Origin of the sequence: Neorhizobium alkalisoli, assembly GCF_007829835.1 — a bacterium.
Classification (GTDB): domain Bacteria; phylum Pseudomonadota; class Alphaproteobacteria; order Rhizobiales; family Rhizobiaceae; genus Neorhizobium.
In genome coordinates this window covers 87,611-107,792 of sequence record NZ_VIWP01000014.1, presented here as the reverse complement: position 1 = coordinate 107,792, position 20,182 = coordinate 87,611, and the positions used below count along the sequence as shown (strand labels likewise).

General features: G+C 60.7%; 17 protein-coding genes. All 17 read right to left on the bottom strand.

The features are described from left to right. Nucleotides 1-119 precede the first annotated feature (119 nt). A complete protein-coding gene (locus FHW37_RS29990; protein ID WP_145643212.1) occupies nucleotides 120-1,088 on the bottom strand; it encodes a metal ABC transporter solute-binding protein, Zn/Mn family in 969 nt (322 codons plus the stop codon). Continuing rightward, nucleotides 1,085-1,990 (bottom strand): metal ABC transporter permease, encoded by a 906-nt coding sequence (locus tag FHW37_RS29985; protein WP_145643210.1) that lies wholly within the window; start codon nucleotides 1,988-1,990, stop codon nucleotides 1,085-1,087. The genes FHW37_RS29990 and FHW37_RS29985 overlap by 4 nt, the downstream gene beginning before the upstream one ends. Beyond that, complete coding sequence (locus FHW37_RS29980) at nucleotides 1,987-2,715, bottom strand: metal ABC transporter ATP-binding protein (RefSeq protein ID WP_145643208.1); 729 nt, start codon at nucleotides 2,713-2,715, stop codon at nucleotides 1,987-1,989. Before FHW37_RS29980 ends, FHW37_RS29985 begins: the two co-directional genes overlap by 4 nt. Beyond that, nucleotides 2,712-3,671 (bottom strand): metal ABC transporter solute-binding protein, Zn/Mn family, encoded by a 960-nt coding sequence (locus tag FHW37_RS29975; protein ID WP_145643206.1) that lies wholly within the window; start codon nucleotides 3,669-3,671, stop codon nucleotides 2,712-2,714. Before FHW37_RS29975 ends, FHW37_RS29980 begins: the two co-directional genes overlap by 4 nt. After that, nucleotides 3,668-4,264, bottom strand: a complete 597-nt coding sequence (locus tag FHW37_RS29970) for a DUF6162 family protein (RefSeq protein WP_145643204.1) — start codon at nucleotides 4,262-4,264, stop codon at nucleotides 3,668-3,670. Before FHW37_RS29970 ends, FHW37_RS29975 begins: the two co-directional genes overlap by 4 nt. Beyond that, the gene (locus FHW37_RS29965; protein WP_145643202.1) at nucleotides 4,261-4,590 is read right to left on the bottom strand and encodes a hypothetical protein; all 330 of its coding nucleotides are present in this window, start codon (nucleotides 4,588-4,590) and stop codon (nucleotides 4,261-4,263) included. Before FHW37_RS29965 ends, FHW37_RS29970 begins: the two co-directional genes overlap by 4 nt. Continuing rightward, a complete protein-coding gene (locus FHW37_RS29960) occupies nucleotides 4,587-5,132 on the bottom strand; it encodes a thiamine pyrophosphate-binding protein (RefSeq protein WP_145643200.1) in 546 nt (181 codons plus the stop codon). Before FHW37_RS29960 ends, FHW37_RS29965 begins: the two co-directional genes overlap by 4 nt. Further along, nucleotides 5,129-6,331 carry a PepSY-associated TM helix domain-containing protein gene (locus FHW37_RS29955; protein WP_145643198.1) on the bottom strand — a complete coding sequence of 401 codons (1,203 nt, stop codon included), beginning with the start codon at nucleotides 6,329-6,331 and terminating at the stop codon, nucleotides 5,129-5,131. Before FHW37_RS29955 ends, FHW37_RS29960 begins: the two co-directional genes overlap by 4 nt. Before the next feature lie 143 nt (nucleotides 6,332-6,474). Then, a complete protein-coding gene (locus FHW37_RS29950; RefSeq protein ID WP_145643196.1) occupies nucleotides 6,475-8,946 on the bottom strand; it encodes a TonB-dependent siderophore receptor in 2,472 nt (823 codons plus the stop codon). A gap of 146 nt (nucleotides 8,947-9,092) precedes the next feature. Beyond that, the gene (locus FHW37_RS29945) at nucleotides 9,093-10,091 is read right to left on the bottom strand and encodes a FecR family protein (RefSeq protein WP_145643194.1); all 999 of its coding nucleotides are present in this window, start codon (nucleotides 10,089-10,091) and stop codon (nucleotides 9,093-9,095) included. Between the two features lie 105 nt (nucleotides 10,092-10,196). Then, entirely contained in the window at nucleotides 10,197-10,721 is a 525-nt protein-coding gene (locus FHW37_RS29940) for an RNA polymerase sigma factor (RefSeq protein WP_145643192.1), read from the bottom strand. A gap of 386 nt (nucleotides 10,722-11,107) precedes the next feature. Next, a complete protein-coding gene (locus FHW37_RS29935) occupies nucleotides 11,108-13,531 on the bottom strand; it encodes a TonB-dependent siderophore receptor (RefSeq protein WP_246690999.1) in 2,424 nt (807 codons plus the stop codon). 125 nt (nucleotides 13,532-13,656) lie between these two features. Next, nucleotides 13,657-14,619 carry a FecR family protein gene (locus FHW37_RS29930; RefSeq protein ID WP_145643190.1) on the bottom strand — a complete coding sequence of 321 codons (963 nt, stop codon included), beginning with the start codon at nucleotides 14,617-14,619 and terminating at the stop codon, nucleotides 13,657-13,659. A gap of 88 nt (nucleotides 14,620-14,707) precedes the next feature. Beyond that, on the bottom strand, nucleotides 14,708-15,202 hold the full coding sequence (locus tag FHW37_RS29925) for a sigma-70 family RNA polymerase sigma factor (RefSeq protein ID WP_145643189.1): 495 nt from the start codon (nucleotides 15,200-15,202) through the stop codon (nucleotides 14,708-14,710). 458 nt (nucleotides 15,203-15,660) lie between these two features. Continuing rightward, nucleotides 15,661-16,860: an FAD-dependent monooxygenase gene (locus FHW37_RS29920; RefSeq protein ID WP_145643186.1), complete on the bottom strand. Its 1,200-nt coding sequence runs from the start codon at nucleotides 16,858-16,860 to the stop codon at nucleotides 15,661-15,663. Further along, the gene (locus FHW37_RS29915; RefSeq protein ID WP_145643185.1) at nucleotides 16,857-18,119 is read right to left on the bottom strand and encodes an MFS transporter; all 1,263 of its coding nucleotides are present in this window, start codon (nucleotides 18,117-18,119) and stop codon (nucleotides 16,857-16,859) included. The genes FHW37_RS29920 and FHW37_RS29915 overlap by 4 nt, the downstream gene beginning before the upstream one ends. A 6-nt stretch (nucleotides 18,120-18,125) precedes the next feature. After that, complete coding sequence (locus tag FHW37_RS29910) at nucleotides 18,126-20,174, bottom strand: TonB-dependent receptor (RefSeq protein WP_246690998.1); 2,049 nt, start codon at nucleotides 20,172-20,174, stop codon at nucleotides 18,126-18,128. Nucleotides 20,175-20,182: the final 8 nt, after the last annotated feature.

The following is a 20,182-nucleotide window of genomic DNA, read 5'->3' as shown; positions in this document are numbered from 1 at the left end:
AAGATCATCAAAAGATCTGCCGCTCATCGGCATGAAGAGCCAATTGGCGGGGTCGGAGGAAGATGTTATCGCCTCCTCATGTCTCGCCGTCGAATGCTGGTACTGCTCGCTTCCACCGATCAACCAGCAAATGCTCGCGCAATTACCGACATGTTGAAATCCACAAACGAAAGGGGGTCGTCGAGCTTTTCACCGATCGTCGAAAGCACGGCCGGGGTGCTGCCCGCGTTTCGGATGGCATCTTGCAGATCGTCACCAGGGTCGGCGTCAAGCAGGACGACTTTGACGTCGTGATCACGCAGCCAGGCTACGAGCTTGCCACAACGCTCCGGCGTCCACTCGTTCGGTGCGGCAGTGATGGAGCCGAGAAGCTCGATCGAAAGGTCTTGGGCGAGGTACTGGAAATGCGGTGACAGCGCGAGTGCCGTCAGATTGTCGGCTCCTGCCAAAGCCAGCTCGATATCCGCCCTGATCGCGAAAAGCCGCTGCTTCAGGGTGGCGCAATTGCTTGTGATGCTGGCCGCCGCAGATGGAACGAGCCGGCACAGATCGGCTGCAATTATGTCAGCCATCCGACCCATCACGGTCGGCGACAGCCATGGCGCCATGGCTTCGCCGGATGGGGACATCGGCGTCAGCATCAGCGCATCGTAAATTACCCGGTCGTCGGTCGGGTCCGCGATTGCGATGCCGGGAAGGCGTCCGTCGATTGGTCTTGCGGCATCGATTTCGATCAGCCTTATATTGGCGCGGCGCGCATGCGGATAGAGTGGATCTTCTGGCCAGAAGGACCGGAAGGTGATGACGGCATCGGCATCCGCGGCAGCGCTCTCCAGTGCCGCTTTGCCGCGCCCCGCCAGGAAGGATGCGAGGCGGCTTGCCGGAAGGCGCTCCGGCTGTACTGTCTTCGTGACGATCAGGCTGCCCTTGGCAAGGGTCGCGGCAAGCGCGAAAGCGGCGGGATGGGCGGTCAGGATGGTCACCGGCATGTCGGCGGAGCCGCCCTGTTTCACCTGGGCGAAAACCTTGCCTGCCGGTATCGCGAATGCAGCCGCGATCACGAGGCGGCGCTTCAGGTACGGGCTCACTGGCTTTCTCCTCTCATGGACGGGATCAGCGTGCGCAGCACGGCGCAGGCGATGAACAGGCACCCGGCCGCAAGGATGATGGCGGCGCCCGAGGGAACCGGCAGATCCGTTTCCATCGGCACGAGGATGCCGGCGATCGTCGCGACAAGGGCAAAGCCTGTGGAGAGCGCCACAAATCCTTTGAGCGATTTCGAGACGATGCGCGCACCTGCAGCCGGAATGACCAGCAATGCTCCGACCAGGACGGCGCCGATGATCTTGACGCAGGCGACCGTGACGATCGTCACCAGAATGACGAAGGCATAGTCGAGAACCTTCACTGGAATGCCGCGCACCGATGCAAGCATCGGGTTGAAGCTCGCCAGCATGAACCGGTTGAAGAAGACCGCAGTCATGGTCACGACGATGAGGCCGATGATTGCCAGGATGGTGATATCCGTGCCGGATACGGTCAGGATCGAACCGAACAGGACGTTTTCGAGAATGTGGACATTGATGCGGCCGGCCAGCACCAGAAGCACGCTTGCACCGAGCGCCAGCGACATGGAGAGGAAGACGCCGATCAGCGTATCGGGCGAAAGGCCGGTTCGGTGCCGCAGATAGTTGAGCGCGAAGCCGAAGATCAGGCAATAGCCGAACAGCGAGCCGTAGGGACTGGTATAGGGCTCGCCTGCAAGAATGCCGATCGCAACCCCGGTCAGGGCCGCGTGTCCGACCGCTTCGGAGAAGAAGGCATGTCGCTTGACGACGACTAGCGTGCCCAGGAAACCGAGCATCGGGCCGGCGATCAGACCGGCCAGAAGCGCATTGACGGCAAATCCATAGCCCAGCGACGGAGGCAGATATCCGCCTGCCGCCAGCGCCTGCAGCCATTGGCGGAAAGCTTCGAAGCCGCCGGTCATGACAGCGCGCCCGCACGATGCGAAAATAGGTTCAGGACCTGCTCCGAAGTGAGAACATGGTCAGGGGAACCGCCGAAAAGCACGGTACGGCTGAGGCCCGTAACCTCGTCTGCGAGGCGGCGCACGGCATCGAGATCGTGTTCCACCCAAAAGATGGTCACCCCCTTTCGCCGCAGATCCAGAATGACCTGTTCGAAAACGGCGGCTCCTTCGCGGTCGAGCGCAGCCATCGGTTCGTCGAGCACGACCAGGTCGGGCGCGGGCATCAGCGCCTGCGCCAGCATCACGCGCTGGCGCTCGCCACCTGAAAGCGCGCCCATGCGCCGATAGGCCCGGTCCTGCATGCCTACTTGCGCCAGGGCGCCGAGAATGACCTGCTTCGTCGATGCCTTCGGAGACAGGAAGGCCGGTCGGCTTGTGACGATCGCCGCCATGAAGTCCATCACCGTCATCGGCAGGCCACGATCGAAATCGAGCGCCTGCGGCACATATCCGACGATGCCCGCCTTTGCCGGCCACTCAATCCCGATCCTGCCGCCATGCGGTGCCCGGCCGAGCAGGCAGCGGATAAGCGACGATTTTCCGCCGCCGTTCGGGCCGATCAGCCCATGGATGCGACCGGCCTGCACCCGCAGGCTGACGTCGGACAGAATGGTCGTTCGTCCAAGCGTCAGGGATACGTCTTCGAAAAGGATAGCGGGGCCGCGCGGCGCCATTTCGGTCATCGGACCACTCCGTCCTGTTGGCCGCTCTGCTCCCGGATCGCCCTGACGACGGTTGCGAAATTCCGGGCGATCTCCACTTCGAATTTCTCCGGCGTGTATTCGCCATAGATGATGTGAGAAAGCGGATAGAGCCGGATGCCGGTCTCGCGCTCGATCGTCTCGACATAGGGCGCCGGGAAATCCAGCTCGGAAAAGATGACTTTGACATCGAGCGCCTTGATCGCGTCGATCGTCTTGGCGAGCTGCGACGGGCTGGGTTCGATACCATGCGCCGGCTCCACTACCGCCGTGACGTCCAGTCCGAATTCCCGCAGGAGATAGTCGTAGGCACCATGGATCGTCGCCACCCGAAAGCTGTTGCCGGGCATGGTCTTCAGCTCGGACAAGGCGGCGGCCTTGATCTTGCGAAGCCGTTGCGCGTAGGCGCGGGCGTTTTTCGTATAGGTCGCCGCATTGTCTGGATCGAGCCCGGCGAGTTCGTGCGCAATAGTCTGGATCTGCTGGATTGCGCCGGTGATCGAAAGGAAGGTGTGCGAATTCACCACCTGGCCCGCCACCATGCGGCTGTTGCCCATGCGGCTCGATGCGCCTCCGACCGCGGCAAGCAAGGGGACATCCCTGTTCGCCTCGATCGTCGGCATTAAAGGCCTGTCGGAGGCCGCGATCATCCGCTCGGCGAAATCGTCATGGCCGATGCCGTTCAGGACAACCACATCCAGCGTGCCGAGACGGCGGATGTCCTCGGCACGCGGTTCATAGGCATGCGGATTGAACCCGGCCGGGATGAGCGGGACGACGTCCGCCGCGTCCCCGACGATATTGGAGACGAAGGAATAGTAGGGATGCAGTGTCACGCCGATCTGCAGCCTCCTTTCGGCGGCAACGACAAGTCGTGAAAAGAGGGGAAGAACGGCGGAGACGGCGACAAAGGACCGTCGCGAAAGACTGTATCTCATGGACGGAGATCCCGCGTGACGGAGGCATCGTATCGGATGGTGATCTCCTTCCAACCGGAGGAGATGAGTGCCTCATCGGTAAGACGGGCGACGGTGGCGGTTGTCGAGCGTTTCAGCCAGACGGAGATCCCAGCCTTCCGTGTAGTCTCGCCATCCGCCGCGATCCGCAGCAGCATGGACCCGGCAAGCTCGGGCGAGGCGGATCGGCCAAGCCAGCCGGTGAAGCCGTCGCTGCCCTCTATCGTCACCCAGGCATGGCCGCCGCGCGCGCCGGTCGTCGCATCCTTGAGGAAGGGCGCCAGTGCTTCTGCGGCCAGAGCTTCCGCTGTCGGTACTTCCCCGCCCTGCAAGGCAACGGCAATATCGTCGGCGGCAATCCTGAGATCGGCATTGATGCCCTGTTCGGCGGCGGTCAGGTCCATGCGCGCGTCGATCTGCCAGTTCGCGAGCGCCGTCTGCACGGCAGGTGCGGTACGAAGGGCAACGATCACGGTGGAGGTGATGAGAATGGCGCCGCAGAGGATGAGAACGAGAACCGTCTCGGCTCCGGCACCGGCCGGCCGCACCAGGCGGGTTTGCGGGGCCTCCCTCATTTCTCCACCCCGTCGATATCGTGCCAGTCTATCTCCACGACATGGCCGGGGCCGGCGTCGAAAAGGATATAGAATTCCCCGTCCGGTCTTTTGAAGCTGACCTTCGAATCCGCACCGAACTTGCCCGGGATCAAGACCTCTTCGTCATAGGAAATGACATCGAGCTTGACGCCCTCGGCGCCGGTACCGTCGGAAAACCCGCCAGTACAGGTGATGCTGCCATCCCGAAGCGCACAGGTGCAGAACGGATAATGCGCCAGCGCCGGGGCCGTCATCGCCAGTGTCGCCAGAACTGCCATGAGCGCGGTTTTGAGCTTCGCCTTCATCGCGTGCCTTTCTGTTTTGCAAGCCATGCTTCCGTCACCGGCGATGCCTCGGAGAGGGCAATCGATGCCTGATGCACGGAACCGTCCCAACCCTCCATGGTCAGCCACAAGCGCTCGCCGGGCTCGGTCCGCTGCGGAATGGGGAGATCGACAAGCTGGCGATAGGGCGGACCATAAAAAATCGCCCCCGCGGCCCTCAGCGTGCGCGGCTTGCCAACGCGCATATAGCTCGCCTTGACATGGGTAGCGCTCTCGGGCTCAAGGCCCAGCGCAAAGCTCTTGATATGTCCGGCAAGGCCCTGATCGAGCGGCTCCTCCACGCTGAATTCCGCAAGCTGCGCTTTCCAGGGCCCGATCGTGATCTCGCCGAGCTTCCTTTCGCCCAGGCCGCCCGTGCCGGAAAACAGTGCCACCTGTCGAAAATAGTTCGGCACCAGCAATGCCGGCATCAGCAGCAGCAAAATGGAAAGGTGGAAGGGCCAGCGGCGCTTGCCGCCCGGCAGGCCGGCATGTGGATTGGGCTTGATGCGCGCCTCCGTCATTGCCCATCCTCCAGGGCGGCGGTTGAGGTGCGGACTTCACGGATATCGCGGATCAGCGATTTGGTGGCCTGCGCGGTGCGCTTGGTCCAGACCATCATGCCGGAAAAGACCAGCGCGCTGAGCAGCAAACCGAACAGGAAATAGAGCAGTTTCAGCCATATGCCGGCAAAGTCGCCGGTGTGCAGAGGCCGCATGCTTTCCGTCACCAGTTCGACGACGGAGCGATCGGAAACGCGCCGCGTCGACTCGACCTTGCCATTATAGGGATTGACGTTGGCCGTCTCGAAGATCAGCGGGTAATTGCCGCGGCCGCCGACCACGATGTGGTTATAGGCATTGACCGGCATCTGCACATAGGCGGGATCGAGGTCGGGGAATTCCTGGTGCACAAGGCTGGCCGCCTTGTCGAGCGAGATCCATGGAACCGTCGTGCCGGTACCCGATGGCACGTCTTCGCGGGCGATGGTCTGCGGTATGCCGACGGTCGAAACGGTAATATTGTTATAGGTCAGGATATGCTGGATCAGAAACCAGCCGGCCGTCGTCGCCATGATGGCGATGAAGGGCAGGGACCAGATGCCGGCAAGCCGATGGAAATCACCCCAGAAGATGCGCGCGCCGCTGCGCAACCGTAAGCGTGGATGAAGATAGGCCCGCCAGAACTTCTTGTAGACGAGGATGCCGGTTACCAGAGAGCCAAGCATGGGGATGGAGAGCGACGAGACGAGAAACCATCCCCAGCTGGTCAGGCCGTTGAACGGCACCAGCAGCCAGCCGTGCAAAGCGCGCATGAAAAAACGGAAATCATAGGTCTGGCCGGTGCCCTGGATGGCACCTGTATAGGGATTGACGTAAAGCGTGCTGCTCTGGCCATCGCGTGCCGTGACGAAGACTTCCAGCGCGTAGATCGTCTTCACCGGCCGTGAGATGAAATCCACCTTCACGCCGGGATCCGCCTTTTCAACCGCAGACAGGACCGCGTCGTAACCCAGAGGCGGCGCTTCTGCCGAAGGGCGGTTCGCGCGGATTTCCGGTTTCAGCACCCAGAGGATTTCCTGGCTGACGGTGGCGATCGTTCCGGTCAGACAGATGAAAAAGACAAGCGCCCAGAGCGGCAGCGCCAGCCAGCTGTGGATGATCAGCCACAGCCGCGCCGTCGTCTTTTTCTTCTTCACGGGTCTGGCGCTGATGGCGTCCATCCTCATTCCAGTATTCGGATCACAGGCGGTGAGCTGAGACCGCGATCCTCTTCGAGCGTCTTCATGATATCGGCACCCGGCACCGCAATGCGGCACCGGGTGCCATTGGCGATCGGCGGCCTCGTCTCAAGGAAAGCCGGCTCTCACCATTTGTAGTTCAGCGTGGCGAGAACCATGCGCCGCTGGCCGTAGGTGCACATGGTGTCGCCATCGCACTGGCTGACATATTCCTTGTCGAACAGGTTCGTGGCATTGAGCGCGAAGGTGGCGCCGGCAAGCTCGCTCGAAAGGTGTTCGAGGTCGAACTTGACCCTCGCATCGAACAGCGCGACGCCGGGTATGTGGAGCGTGTTCGTGCTGTCGGTGGAGGAGCCGACATAACGTGCGCCGGCACCGAGCGTCAGGCCTTCCAGCACGCCGCCGTCAAAGCTGTAATCGCCCCAGAGCGATGCCTGATGATTGGGTGTCGAGAAGAGTTCGCGACCGACCTCGTCCGGGTTGGCGCTCTTGGTGATCTCGTGATCAAGATAGGAATAAGTGGCGATAAGGTCGAAGTTGGAGGTGATTTCGGACTTGGCCTCGATCTGGATGCCCTTTACGCGGGCTTCGCCGATCTGCCGCTGCAGGAAGGCCGCATCGGTGGTGATGCGGTTCGTCTGGGTCAGGTCGAAGGCCGAAAGCGTGATGAGCGTATTGCTGCCCGGCGGCTGGTATTTTACGCCTATCTCATACTGCTTGCCCTTGCTTGGCTTGAAGGCACCGCCCGTGACCGCATCCACGCCGGTCTCCGGCTGGAACGAGGTCGCATAGCTTGCATAGGGCGCAATGCCATTGTCGAAAAGATAGCTGAGGCCGACACGTCCGGTAAAAGCATGGTCGTGCTGTTCCGTCCGACTTGCCGCGCCGAAACTTGTCGCCGCATTGTCGAGGTCGTTCCAGGCCCGGTCATACCGCCCGCCAAAGGTGGCGATCCACTGGCCGAACTTGATCTGGTCCTGAGCATAGATGCCGACCTGATCGAGCCTGCCTTCGTAATCTGTCAGCGAGAAGTCATTGGTGGTGATCGGGCCGGAATTGTAGACCGGATCGAAGACATCGAGCGAAGGCGCCGAGCCACCGGTGAAGAGATAGTCGGAGGTCTCGTGGCGGTAATCGACGCCGACGACCGCATCGTGATCCAGCGGGCCGCTGTCTATATCTAGCTTGACCTGATTGTCGACCGTGAATGTGTTCACATCGTTGTCGACGCGGATGCCCATCCGGTCGATCATACCGGTGCCACTGAGGTAGGAACGCCCCGTCACTGCTCCGCGCGTGTAGGAATCCGAACTGTTGAAACGCATGCTCTGCTTCACGGCAACAGTGTCGTTGAAGCGGTGCTGCAACTCGTAGCCGATCGAGGCCTGATCGCGGTCCAGTTTGTCGAAATCCGGTTCGCCGAGATAGGTGTCCGTCGCGATTTTCCGGCCGTTGAAATCATGAAGCGATCCGACCGCCGGCATATAGTTGAAGAACGGCCATACGCCGCGATCGCGCTGATACATGCCGAGGATCGTAAACGACGTGTCCTCGTCGGGTTTCCAGGTGAAGGCGGGAGCGATGTAGGCGCGGTCATCCTTGGCGAAATCGACCTGCGTGCCGGAGCTGCGACCAAGCCCGGTGATCCGGTAGAGGAACTGGCCATCGTCGTCGATCGGGCCGCCGAAATCGAAGGCGGTCTGTATGCGGCCGTAGCTGCCCGCCTGGACCTGGACTTCACGGATCTGTTCCTCGGTCGGCCGCTTCGTCACCATGTTGATAATGCCGCCCGGTCCGGCCTGCCCGTAAAGTCCGGACGAGGGCCCCTGCAGCACTTCAAGACGTTCCAGCGCCCAGGGATCGACCACGCCGCTCGCCGTGCCGTCGATATTGCCGCCGGGAAGTTTCAAGCCGTCGAGATAGAGGTCCGAGCGGAAACCGCGAACTTGGGTATAGGCGTCAAAGGGAGAGCTTGCGCCATAACCTTCGGAGCGGACGCCGGGTGTATAACGCAGGGCTTCGCTTATGCTCTGCGAGCTTTGGGCCTTGATCTGCTCTGCGGTGACGACATTGATCGTTTGCGGGATCTCGATAATCGGCGCATCCGTCTTGGAGCCGGTTCCGCTTCGTGTCGCGACAAGACCGTCTACCGGACCAAAGGCGTTTTCCCTGTTCGCTTCGAGGACGATCGGCGCAAGAGTGGTCGCGCCTGTGCCACCAGCGTCACCGGCGGCGGCATCAAGGATCGTCACGGTACTGGCATTGGTAAAGCTGTAGCGAAGGCCGGAGCCGTTCAACAGTCTTGAGATGGCCTGTTCGGTGGACATGGAGCCGGAAACGGTCGGCGCCGTTGCGCCTGCAGCGATCGACGTCCGATAGGCGATCTGAACGCCGGATTGGTCGGCAAGCTGACGCAGGGCGCGATTGAGCGGCTGGCTCGGGATCTCGAATGTGTGGGCTGCGGCCTGTGCCATGGCCGAGGTTGAGGCCATCAGGGCGGGAAGACCACCCAGGCAAAGCACGGTGCCGACCGCTATCGTGTTCAACAGCCTTGCGCTTGCCCGTCGCAGAACGCGCCGCTTTGCCCCATCCATCATGAAACTCAACCCCTCTAGAAGAAAGGCCCCCCACGGGCCTCAGATCGGGGATCCGGCATTGCTGTCCGACCCCTTCATCGACTTGACGCGTGAAGGGACGGTTTGCCTAAAGACGTGACGGGAATTTTTTCAGAAAATTCGGAGCGTCAGGTGAGGATGATCAGCACGCCCGGAATCCGTCGTGCCGTCAGCCCTTGGGTCTTTGCCAGCGCCTGGACGGCATCATAGGCATTACGGGTCGAGAAGATTGCGCTGACTGGGATATCCGGCCGGACGAGTGGTCCGAGAACGATGTGTTCCGGAACGTAGCGGCCGACCTCGGCCATGGCCGATGAAAATGCGCGGCCCTCGAAAATGAGGCGGCCGCTTCGCCAGGCCATGACGAGATCGGTATCGACAGCAAGAGCCGTCTCCGGTCTTTCGCCGGCCCTGTAACTTGTCTGCTGATTGGCGGTGAGGCGAACCTCGCCGGGCGCTCTGTCGTAGAGAGCCGTCGGCGCGACCTGGCCGGCGACCCGAACGTCTCCCTGCTCCACCGTTACCGTCGCGACATCCTCGACAGATCTTACCGAAAATCGTGTGACCTGTGCATCGCTGTTGCCGCCGAGCGCGGAAACCCGGAAAAGCGAGGTCGAACCGGGGCGAACGCTGAACCCGGCTTCCCCTTTCAGCAAGGTGACGAGGCGGAGCTGGGGTGTAAAGTCCACGGCGATTGCGCTGTCCGTGTTGAGGGTAGCGACAGAGCCATCCGGCAGGGCGATCTCGGCCTGTTCACCGACCGCGGTCTCGAAGTCGGCGGACCACCAGTCACGCAATCGGGGCAGGGAAACCGCGGCAATGGCCGTGGCTGCGATGGCGCCGCCACCGGCCATGAAGGCGCGGCGGCGCATGCCATGGGGAGCGGGTACGGGTGAACCGGCAAGAGGATATGAGCCGCCGGCTTCGCTATCGATGCTCTGAAGCTGTTGCCAGAAGATCTTTTCCCGCTCGAAAGCGAGCCGGTGCTGTGGCGAGAGATCACGCCACGCCTTGAAACGTTGCAGTGCTGCGTCACTGACATTGCCGGATGTCAGCCGCACGATCCAGTCACGCGCATCGAGAGCGATGCGACGCTCGAGGTCTGCGGTTTTCTCGGGCTCATCCATGGGTCAGGGCAGTGTCGGTTCGAATGGCAATCCACCCTGTCTGGAGTGGTTCTACATTATAGACGCGCGAGAGCGTCATTTGCCAAAGGAAACTCTCGGAAAAAATCAGTCGGCGATCTCATCACGCAACGTGGCCAAGCGCTCGAGCGCGCGACGGATATGATAATAGACCGTCTCGTCACTGACACCGAGCATCTCGGCAATGCGCCGGTGAGATATGCCCTCTATGCGGTTCATCAGAAAGATGCGCCGCGTCTTTTCCGAGAGGTCATCGAGCGCGGCGTGAACGGTCTTCAGATTTTCGCGGCCGATCATCAGGCGTTCCGGCGAGATCTCGTCGCTCGTCTCCCATATCAATTCGGAGATTTCGAGATCGATCTCTGCGCGGCGCCGTTCCTTGCGCATGTGGCCCGCAATGGTCGTATTGGCAACGTGGGTCAGGAAGCCGGCCGGATTTTCGATCCGCTCGCCCATCGGTGAATTCTCAAGCCTCAGCCAGACGTCCTGGATGAGATCCTCGGAAAGCGCATGCGATCCGGTTCGCATGCGTGCGACCCGCTCCATGCGTGGCCGCATCCTGACGAAGACACCGATCAATTCTGCAAGCTTCAGCTTGTTCACGGCAGTCACGATCGTTGGTCGTCGCGCTTTGTCCAAAGCACGCTTTAGGCAAAGCGACGAACGTAAGGACCCCAAAATTATTCAATGACAAGGTTTCATCCGAACGTTTTGTATTCAACAAAACTTGCGGAATAAACTCATGTTTATTGAGAATTCTGTTAGATCCTCCAAGCCTTCAAGCCTAGCTGGTCATGCGCAGGATTGTCACATTTCTTGATGTTATTGTGAGACAGTTGCGCTTCTGCAACATCGGCCACCATCCGGTCATACGCGCGCCAAAGGTCGAGCGTATTGCGCGCAAGAAGTCCGTTTTTGCATTCGTCAGCTGAGGTCGAAAAGGAGCGCAGAACATTCTGCCCTGCGCTCCTTTAAACTGATGGCTGATCGATCCGCCCTTACCAGCGATATTTTACTGACACCGTGATGTTGCGGCCCTGGCCGAGGTAGCAGGCGCCTTCATTGCAGATGCCGCTGCGATCATCGGCTATGTTGCGAACATTCAGCGCGGCGACGAGGCCATCATATTTGGCGTCGACGGCGCCGAAGTCATATCCAAGCGCAGCATCGAAATAGACATGCGCACTGTTCTTGTCGGTATTGGCCGTGCTTGTGTAGTTCGAGCTGGCATAACGCAGGCCTGCACCGGCCGACAGACCTGGCAGGGCACTGCCGTCCAGTAACGTGTAATTTGCCCAGAGGCTGGCGACATGGGCGGGCGTGACGGCTGTCATGTTGCCGACGTCCTCGCCGCCCGTAATCTCCGAATGCGTATAGGTATAGGCAGCCACGAGGTTCAGGCTCTCGGATATTTCCGCGCGAGCTTCCAGCTCGAAGCCGTTATTGGTGACCTCGCCAAGCGACCGGTATGTGGTCTGTGTCGGGTCTGACGGATCGAGGACGGGCTTGTTCTTTTCGACGATGTGATAGGCGGCTGCAGACAGGAATATGTCCGAGCCGGGAGGCTGGTATTTGACGCCGGCTTCGATCTGGGAGCCTCGAGCAGGATCGAGGATCTCGTTGGTCGCTGAACGGTTTGTCACCGGCTCGAAAGAGGTCGCATAGCTGAGATAGGGCGAGATGCCATTGTCGAAGGCATAGAGCGCACTCGCCTGATAGCTGAAGGCGCCGGTGGCGAGATGATCGTCGATCGGCTCGCTTTCGCTCTGACCCCCATTGCTCTGCTGGACCCAGGTCTGTCGGCCGCCAAGCGTGAAGTTCCAGTTGTCGAGCTCGATCTGGTCGATACCGTAGACGCCCGTCTGCTGCAGGCGTGCCTTCTGCCGGTAATTGTCATAACCGGCGGTCGCGCCGGAAATGCCGTAGCGGGGATTGGAGATGTCGAGATCAAAGGCAGGATCGACGTCGCCATAACCGTAGCGGAAGGTCGAGCCAGCTTTTGTATAGTCGATGCCGGTCAGAAGCTTGTGCGACAGTGCTCCCGTGTCGAAGGTCCATTCCAGCTGGTTATCGACCTGGAAAACATTCATGTTTTCGCGAAACGCGAACGGGTAACGATGTGCGACGGTTCCCGACCAGTCATAGACTTCAAGATAGCGCGCCTGCAGGCCGAGATGGGAATAGCGCAGGTTCTGTCGGAAGGTTAGCAGATCATTGAACTCGTGTTCGACCTGATAACCGATCTGCTGCTGGCTGGTCCTCTGATAATCGTATTTCGGGTCGCTGGCCCGCAGATCATGCACCTTGCCGCTTTCGTCGACGATTGCGCTGACAGAGCCATCGGTCTCGATCTTCTGCGCCAGGCCATAGAACGTCACTTTGGTCTGATTGGTGGGCTGCCAGGTCAGCGAGGGCTGAACGAGGTAGCTGTCATCCTCGATGTCGAAATTGGTTTCGCCATTACGTGCCAGACCGACAACCCGGTAGGACAGGTCGCTGTCTTCGCCGACCGTATCGCCGATGTCGAAGGCGACCTGTTTGCGGTCCTTGGTGCCGTAAAGCGTTTCGACTTCGCGGATGCGGCTGCCATCGGCAACCTTGGAGACCTTGTTGACAATGCCGGCCGGCGTGCCGGCACCATAAAGCACCGAGACCGGTCCCTTGACGACCTCGACGCGTTCCAGCGAATAGGGTTCGGTCCGGAACATCGAGAAATTCATATAGGGCTGCTGCAGCCCATCCTTGTAGTCGCTCGTATAGGTCGCCTCGTAGCCACGGATATGCAGTTCGTCGAAACGCGGGTCAAAGCCGCTCTGGCTCGTTGTCACGCCCGCCGAATAACCGACCGCCTCCAGAATGGTCTGGGCCTGCCGCTGTTCGAGTTCCTTCTTCGTCACAACCGAAACCGAGCGGGCGGTCTTGACGAGCGGCGTGTCGAGTTTGGTGGCAGCGCTGCTGGCCTGCGCGGCGATCGTTTCATTGTCGCTCGCTCCCGAGGCGGAGCCCAGCACGATCGGTTTCAATTCGGTAGCATCGTCGCCGACCGCACCCGCAGCCTGCCCTGCCGGTGCCGATATTGCGACGGTCGTGGCGCTAGCGAATGAAAATTGCAGGCCCGATCCGGCGAGGATGGTCGATAGCGCCTGCCGGGGCGTTGCCTTGCCGGAAAAGCCGGCGGAATTCCTTCCCGCCGCGATCGAAGCAAGATAGGTGACCTGCAGGCCGGCCTGGCGCCCGAACACCGTCAGGGCGCTGCTCAGAGGCCCTGCCGGGATGGAAAAATTCGCCATCATTTCAGATTGCGCGACGGCTTCCCGATGCATTGCGGCGAGGCTGATGCCGACGGTTGTCGTCATCAAAGCCGCCGTTATCAATGCCTTGCCCGTCTTTCCCAAAGTCCGGCCGCCCATCCTGTTCGTCATGCTTCCTGCCACTCCAATTCCGCGTGTTCTTCGGGGGAGCGGAAATGCCTGGAAACCGGCTACCGTCATCCCTTCTACTGTTACAATCGGGATCAGAGGATTTTCACCGTCTGGACGTTTTTTTCTCAGATCGGCGAAACCAACGTGATGAGGGGTGTGATCTGGCGCAAGCGGGCGCCTGTCGGATGGACCGCGGCCTGCAGGGCACCACGCGGATCGCTGAGGTCGAACACGCCGCTGACACGTTGCCGTCCGATCGACGGATCGGCAATGATGATGCGGCCGGACATCCAGCGGCCAATGCGGGCGGTCAAAGCGTAGACCGTCTCTCTTTCGGCAATGATGATCTTGTTGCGCCAAGACGCGATCTGTCCCGCCTCACGCTGACCGCGGTCGATCATGCCGGAGGATGGATCGATCGTGGCCCATTCCTCGGCCGCCAGTGATACGATCGGCTTTGCAGCCAAATCCGCTCCGCCCACATCGACGAGGCCGTGGTCGACGCTGACCGACAGGACATCGGCATCATTCGACATGTCGAATGATGCCTCGGTGGCGACCGCGTGCAAATGTCCACTGCGAACCGAAAACGGTCGGGCGGGATCGCGCGAGACCTCGAAAAAGGACATGCCGGCCAAAAGTTCGAGGCTGCGATGTTCTTTGGAAAAGTTGAGCGCAATGGCACTTTGTGGGCCAAGCGTCGCCGTGCTGCCGTCCGGTAGTGCAAGCTGCCTTATCTCGGCCTGGGTCGTGACATAATCGGCGCGTGCACGCAGCAGCAGGCCCGGCCCGAAGGAATAGGCGGCAGCGCCGGCGCCCAAAAGGGAAATCCCGCCAAATACCAGGGTCCGCCGCGTTGATACCAGGCTGTCGCGACGTTCGAGCCTGCGTTTTTCGGCAAGGATCTTGCCGGAGGCGCCATACACGGTCGCAACGCCCGACCAGGCCTCTTCGTGATCCCGGCTGCGCAAACGCCATGCGCGGATCATCTCGCTGGTCACCGGATTTTCCGGATCGTTCTGATACCGAATGATCAGATCGATCGCCTCATCGAGAAGGCGAGCATGATCTGGCGTCGTTTCGTTCATGTTCATTGTTCCAGGATATCGCGCACTCGGCTTTTTTACCCGTGATGCCGATCGAGCAGCAGATATTTTCACACCGGGATCGGACGTTTCAAGGCTTCTCGACCTGGCCGACCAGATGACGATAGGCATCGCGAATGAGGCACCAGGCGCGGGTGGTGGAAATGCCGAGTTCCTGGGCGATTTCGGCGGTCGTCCTTTCACCCAGCCTGTGCATTTCGAAAGCCTGGCGGGTTCGTTCCGGCAGGGCGCCAAGGGCCTCATAGGTCTGCGCGAGGCACTGTCTCGAATAAACGATCCGCTCCGGCGACGGCGCGGGATCGACGATTTCGACCGTGTCGATCTCGACTGTCTCGATCAGCGCCTCGCGCCGCCGATGATTGATGCCGAGATTGCGTGCCGCCTGATAAAGATAGGCTTTCGGATTGTGGTTCTGCCCCGACCCCGTCGGCTGTTTGGCAATGACGCGCACAAACGCATCCTGTGTCAGATCCGAGGCGACATCCTCCTTGAAGCCACGGCGCTTAAGGGAATTCGCGATCCCTCTGGCATGGCAGCGGAAGAGATGGTTGATGTCCCAGGTCATCGGCCGATTTTCGTCCGCTCAAAAAACTGCAGGCAATCTGCAAGCGGTCGATTGCGAGCAACGCGATCGGCAAGGCCGGCGGTCAAAGCTTCGACCTTAAGTTTGGGGAACGTTGCGGCGGGCTGTGGCACGATGGGCGTCCGATCCATTTATCACGGCGGCGCCTATGTCGTCGCGTCATAACTTGTCTGCAATATTCATGTTATCTAGCATGTCTTACAGGTGAACGTGAACCGGTTTTGGATCGCTCGGAGAAGGAAGGCGGCAGGGCGATCGCTATTTGCGGATCATGTTGCAAGGTCGCAACGGCATGTGACCTGCTGCCCGTTCTTTAGCCGAACTGCGAACGCCCGGAGGAGTTGCGGGCCTTTTGAGATTAACGGCCAATGTGCGTGCCTGAATCGTCTGGCGGTAGTCCGTTACGATCAGGAGCAAGCCGCCTTGCAGGACTTTAAGCCTCAACGATCCGCAGCCGGTTTGCCACCAGGCCCTACGTTGGCAGCCAAAGTTATCTCGGCCCTGATGGCATTGCTGAAATAGCGTCCGAGCCAGGAGCGCGGCATGTAGCGCATCACGAGATTGCGCAGTTTGAAAGCGAACGCGTTCTCGGGAATGAAGACGGCAGCCATCTTGCGGCTGCGCGACTGCAGCCGGGTTATGATTGGCCTGAGCAACCGCTCGTGATGGGCAAGTGCTGTGCCGATATCGCCGGCTTGGCGCAGGGCCTCGCCGAGCATTTCGGCTGAGGCAAGGGCCATGCCGGCGCCCTGACCCGAAACAAGCGTCAGGCAGTGCGCGGCATCACCGATCAGCAGAACCCGTCCCTTCGACCATTTCGGCAGGTCTATCATTGTCAGGCTGTCGATCAGGACCGGGCTGTCTTCGCGTCGCGTCTGTTCCAGAAGTTGACGGACCTGCGGGTGGCTGTTGACGCTAACGGTCTGCAGCAGATCGATCCTGTCCTGCCGCTGTTCCAGCCCCGGGCGTGTCTCGCGCCATACATGCATGGCCGCCAGACGGCCATCGTGCAGCGCATAATATTCGGCCAGATGGCCCGGCTCCGCGTAAGAGACGAAATCGGTGTCGAATTGTTTTGGCGCGCCGACATCGTAGACCGAGAAATAATAGCCGAGCGGTCGAAGACAGTTGTCATCGGGTCCGAACAGCTTTTGCCGCAGGCTCGAGCGAAAACCATCGGCGCCGATCACGAGATCCGCCACGATCGTCTCGCCGGTGGAGAGGGTGACATCGACCCTATCTTCCGTCGCGGTGAAACCGGCGATCGTCTCGCCGAAGCGGATCGTCGCGGTCGCCGGCAATATTTCGGCAAGCGCCCGGACAAGATCGGTGCGGCGCACGGCAAGATAGGGAAGGTCACGAATGAAATCCCGGTAGCGGAGACGCAGCAACTCGCGACCCTTGCTGTCCTTGTAAACGTTTTCGTCTATGCGGAACGCGCCGGCTTCCAGACGCTCATGCAATCCCATCCTGCGGGCCGTCTCGAAGCCGAGACCGGACAGGCCGAGCATGTATCCGTTTTCCCTGAGGCTATGGGCGCGTTCGATGATCACGCTGCGCCAGCCGGCCTTGTCCAGCCACCATGCAGCAGCCAGACCCGCCACACCGGCACCGGCAATGACTGCAAGAGGTTTGGTCATGGGCGGGATCCTTTCGCCAGGCGATTTTCGAAGACGAGAAGCAAGGGCGGGGCGACAACCGAGAGGATTGCGGCCAGGCCGAAGGTGCCGGCATAGCCCGTGCGGGCTGCCAGTAGACCGGCTGTCATGCCGCATAGAGCCGCGATAATCGCGCTGGCGCACTGGAACAGGGTGAAGTCAACGCCGGGCTGGGACGGCGAAGTAAGGCCCATGAGGCGGGCATAGCTGGTGACGAATGTCGCTGCCATCATCGCGCTTTCGATCACGAACAGCGCGGTGAGAAGCGGCAGGTTATCGGCTCCGGTAATGATGGCGACTGCCAGAAGCGACAGAGTCACCACATGGGCAAGGGCTACCGCAAACATGGCTCGCCGAGGTCCCAGCCGGTGGGCCAGCAGCCCGCCGAGGGCCGTTCCGGCAAGTCCCGCTGCGACGCCCCCGATACCGTTCAGGAGGCCCAGCGTTGCAAGCGGCAAACCGGCATCGACGAGAAATGGGCCCGCCAGTGCCTGAGCCATGCGGCCGCCCATTTCAAGCGCGATCGTCATGGCAATGCCGATTTGCACGTCTCGTCGCCGTAACCCGTTTGCAAGGCTTGGCATCGAGGACCGGGGAAACGGTTCGCCTTTCGGTTCGCGTATCGTTGCCATCGGTATCGAAAAGACCGCCACCAGTGCCGCCAGCATGAACGAGGCCGCCATCCAGCCAAAGGCGGAATAGGCAGCAACGAAAAGCCCGCTGCCGAAGATCATGCCAAGATACCCGCCGCCCACCTGCGCGACATTACCGAGGCCGCGGCGGCTTTCGGAAAACTGCTCGATCACGAAGGCATCACAGACGATATCGACGGTGGCGGAGGCGATCGCCATCAGGATCAGCAAGGCAAGAAGTGTCGTAAAACCGGCCCCTTCATCCAGGCTGAAGAGGACGAGGGCGACAACCACGACGGCCTCGCCGACCAGAACCAGCCGGCGTGACCGGCGATGGCCGTCCGGGCGCAGCCGCAGCCGTTCGACGGGCGCTGCCCAGAGAAATTTAAGCGCCCAGACGAGCATGGCGAGCGAGACCAGCCCGATCCGGTCGAGTGAAACGTTTTCTGCCCGCAAGATGGCCGGCATGCCGAGAAAGGTCAGCCCTCCGACAAGGCTCTGGGCGGTATAGACTCCCCCGGCCGCGGCAAGGAGCCGAGGCAGGGGGAGGGGCGATGATGGCACCTGAGCGAGAGGCAGTGCGACAGGCGCCGAAGGGGACGAGAGCATTGGGTGTCAAAACTCCTTACGGAGCGTCAGGCCGAAGGTACGGCCCTTGCCAAGCGTGCCGAGCTCCGACGTGCCGTTGATATAACCCGATGTCTTGTAGGACTTGTCGGCGATGTTCTGGACATAGAGCCTGGCGGAAAAGCCGTCGGCCTTGGCAAAGTCGAGGCTGGCGTCGAATGTGGCAAAACCCGACTGGCTTGCGGCATTCGCCTCGTCGAAATAGGTCTTTGAGAATGCATTGACCGCCGCATTGGCCGTCAGCGTGCCATCGAACAGATTTTCGGTCAGCAGATAGCCGAGGTTCAGATGGGCAGAGACATCGGGCGCATAGGGCAGGCGATTGCCGTTATAGGATGTGCCGGTATAGGGATCGGTGGAATTGGTGAATTCCGAGCGGCCGTAGGCAGCATTGCCGCTCAGCGTCAGCCGGTCTGTCGCCCGCCATGTAGCTTCCAGCTCGATGCCGGTGCTGGTCGCCTCGCCGGCATTGCGGAGAAACTGCTGGCCGATCATGCCGACATAGATCTGCTTGTCCGACGAGCGGATATGGTAGACCGAAGTCGACAGATCCAGTGCCCCGTCGAAGAGGGTCGATTTCACGCCCATCTCGAAATTCCAGGCGCTTTCGGGATCATAGGAAGCGGAATCCACCGAGGACGAGATGCTGTGGTTGAAGCCACCCGGCTTGTAACCACGCGATATGACGCCGAACAGACGCATGTCCGGCGTCAGCTGATAGCCGATCGCCCATTTCGGCTGGATGCTGGTAAAGTCGGCCTTGCGCTCGAAATCGAAGCCCATTCCCATGCCGTAACTGTCGGCGCGGTAGGCATCGATGCTAGAATGGTCGTAAGTTGCGCGCAGGCCGCCTGTGAGATCAAGCCGGTCGGTGGCATGCCAGGTCAGTTCGCCGAACGCGGCGGCGCTGTCGGTGACGACATTATTGGTGGAGGCGCCGTAATAGGGGGCGACGGCACTCTTCCAGCCATCGAAATCATTGTGGCTGTACCAGAGGCCGGCCACGCCGCTGAACATGTCGCCGTCATAGCTCAGGCGCAATTCCTGCGAAATCGTCTCGTCATTCTGCGGCCAGGAATAACGGGAGCCGGCGCCGGCCGAGAAGTCACGCAGGACATCGCTTTTCTGATAGCTGGTGATGCTGGAGAGCGTGTATTCGCCGAAGCGATAATTCAGCTGACCCGAAATGCTGGTCACATCCCGTTCGAGCCTTGGAATGTCGCCATAGATGCTGCTGCGATAGATGCGATCATCGACATCGGCATTGAAGGAATAGAGTTCTTCGCGGGACAGCAGCTTTTCTTTCGAATAGCTGATCGCGGCGTCGAAATCGCCGCCTGTCGGGGCGTATCGCAGAGTGGCCCGGCCGTATCCGTTATTGGACGTGTTGATATCGTCCCGGCCGGTCGAGGCGTCGTCGATATCGCCGGAGAAATGCTGGAAACTGGCGGCATAATCGAAATAAAGCGTGTCCGGAACGACCACGGCGGTTCCGCCGATCTCCACTGATGGCTCGCTATCGGAGATATTGGTCTGGACGTAGAAGCGATTGGCGTCCTTCTTCTTAGTGATGATGTTGATGACGCCGCCATAGGCGTTTGCACCGTAGAGCGTGCCCTGCGGGCCGCGCAGCAATTCGACGCGCTCTACATCCGTCAGCATCTGGGAAAATGTCGAAGGCAATTGGGGGACGCCATCGACATAGACCTGAACCGTCGGATTGAAATAGTCCGGAGAGGACATGCCGCGCACGGTGACATTGGAATAAACGCGGTTGCCGCGATTGCCCATGCTGACACCGGGAAAGACCTTCTGCAGATCCTCGACGGTGCGGATACCGCGCGCATCCAGTTCCTCGCGGGTTACGACGGAGACGGAGGCATCCACCTTGCCGATTTCCTGATCGCGCTTGCCTGCGGTGATAACAATTGGCTGCAGTTCTGTCGCATCATCACCGTCCTGGGCCCAGGCGCCTGGAACGCCGATCGTCCAGATGCATGCCGATGCCGCCAGTGCCATCTTCCTGCCGCGCGCCATATCGATCC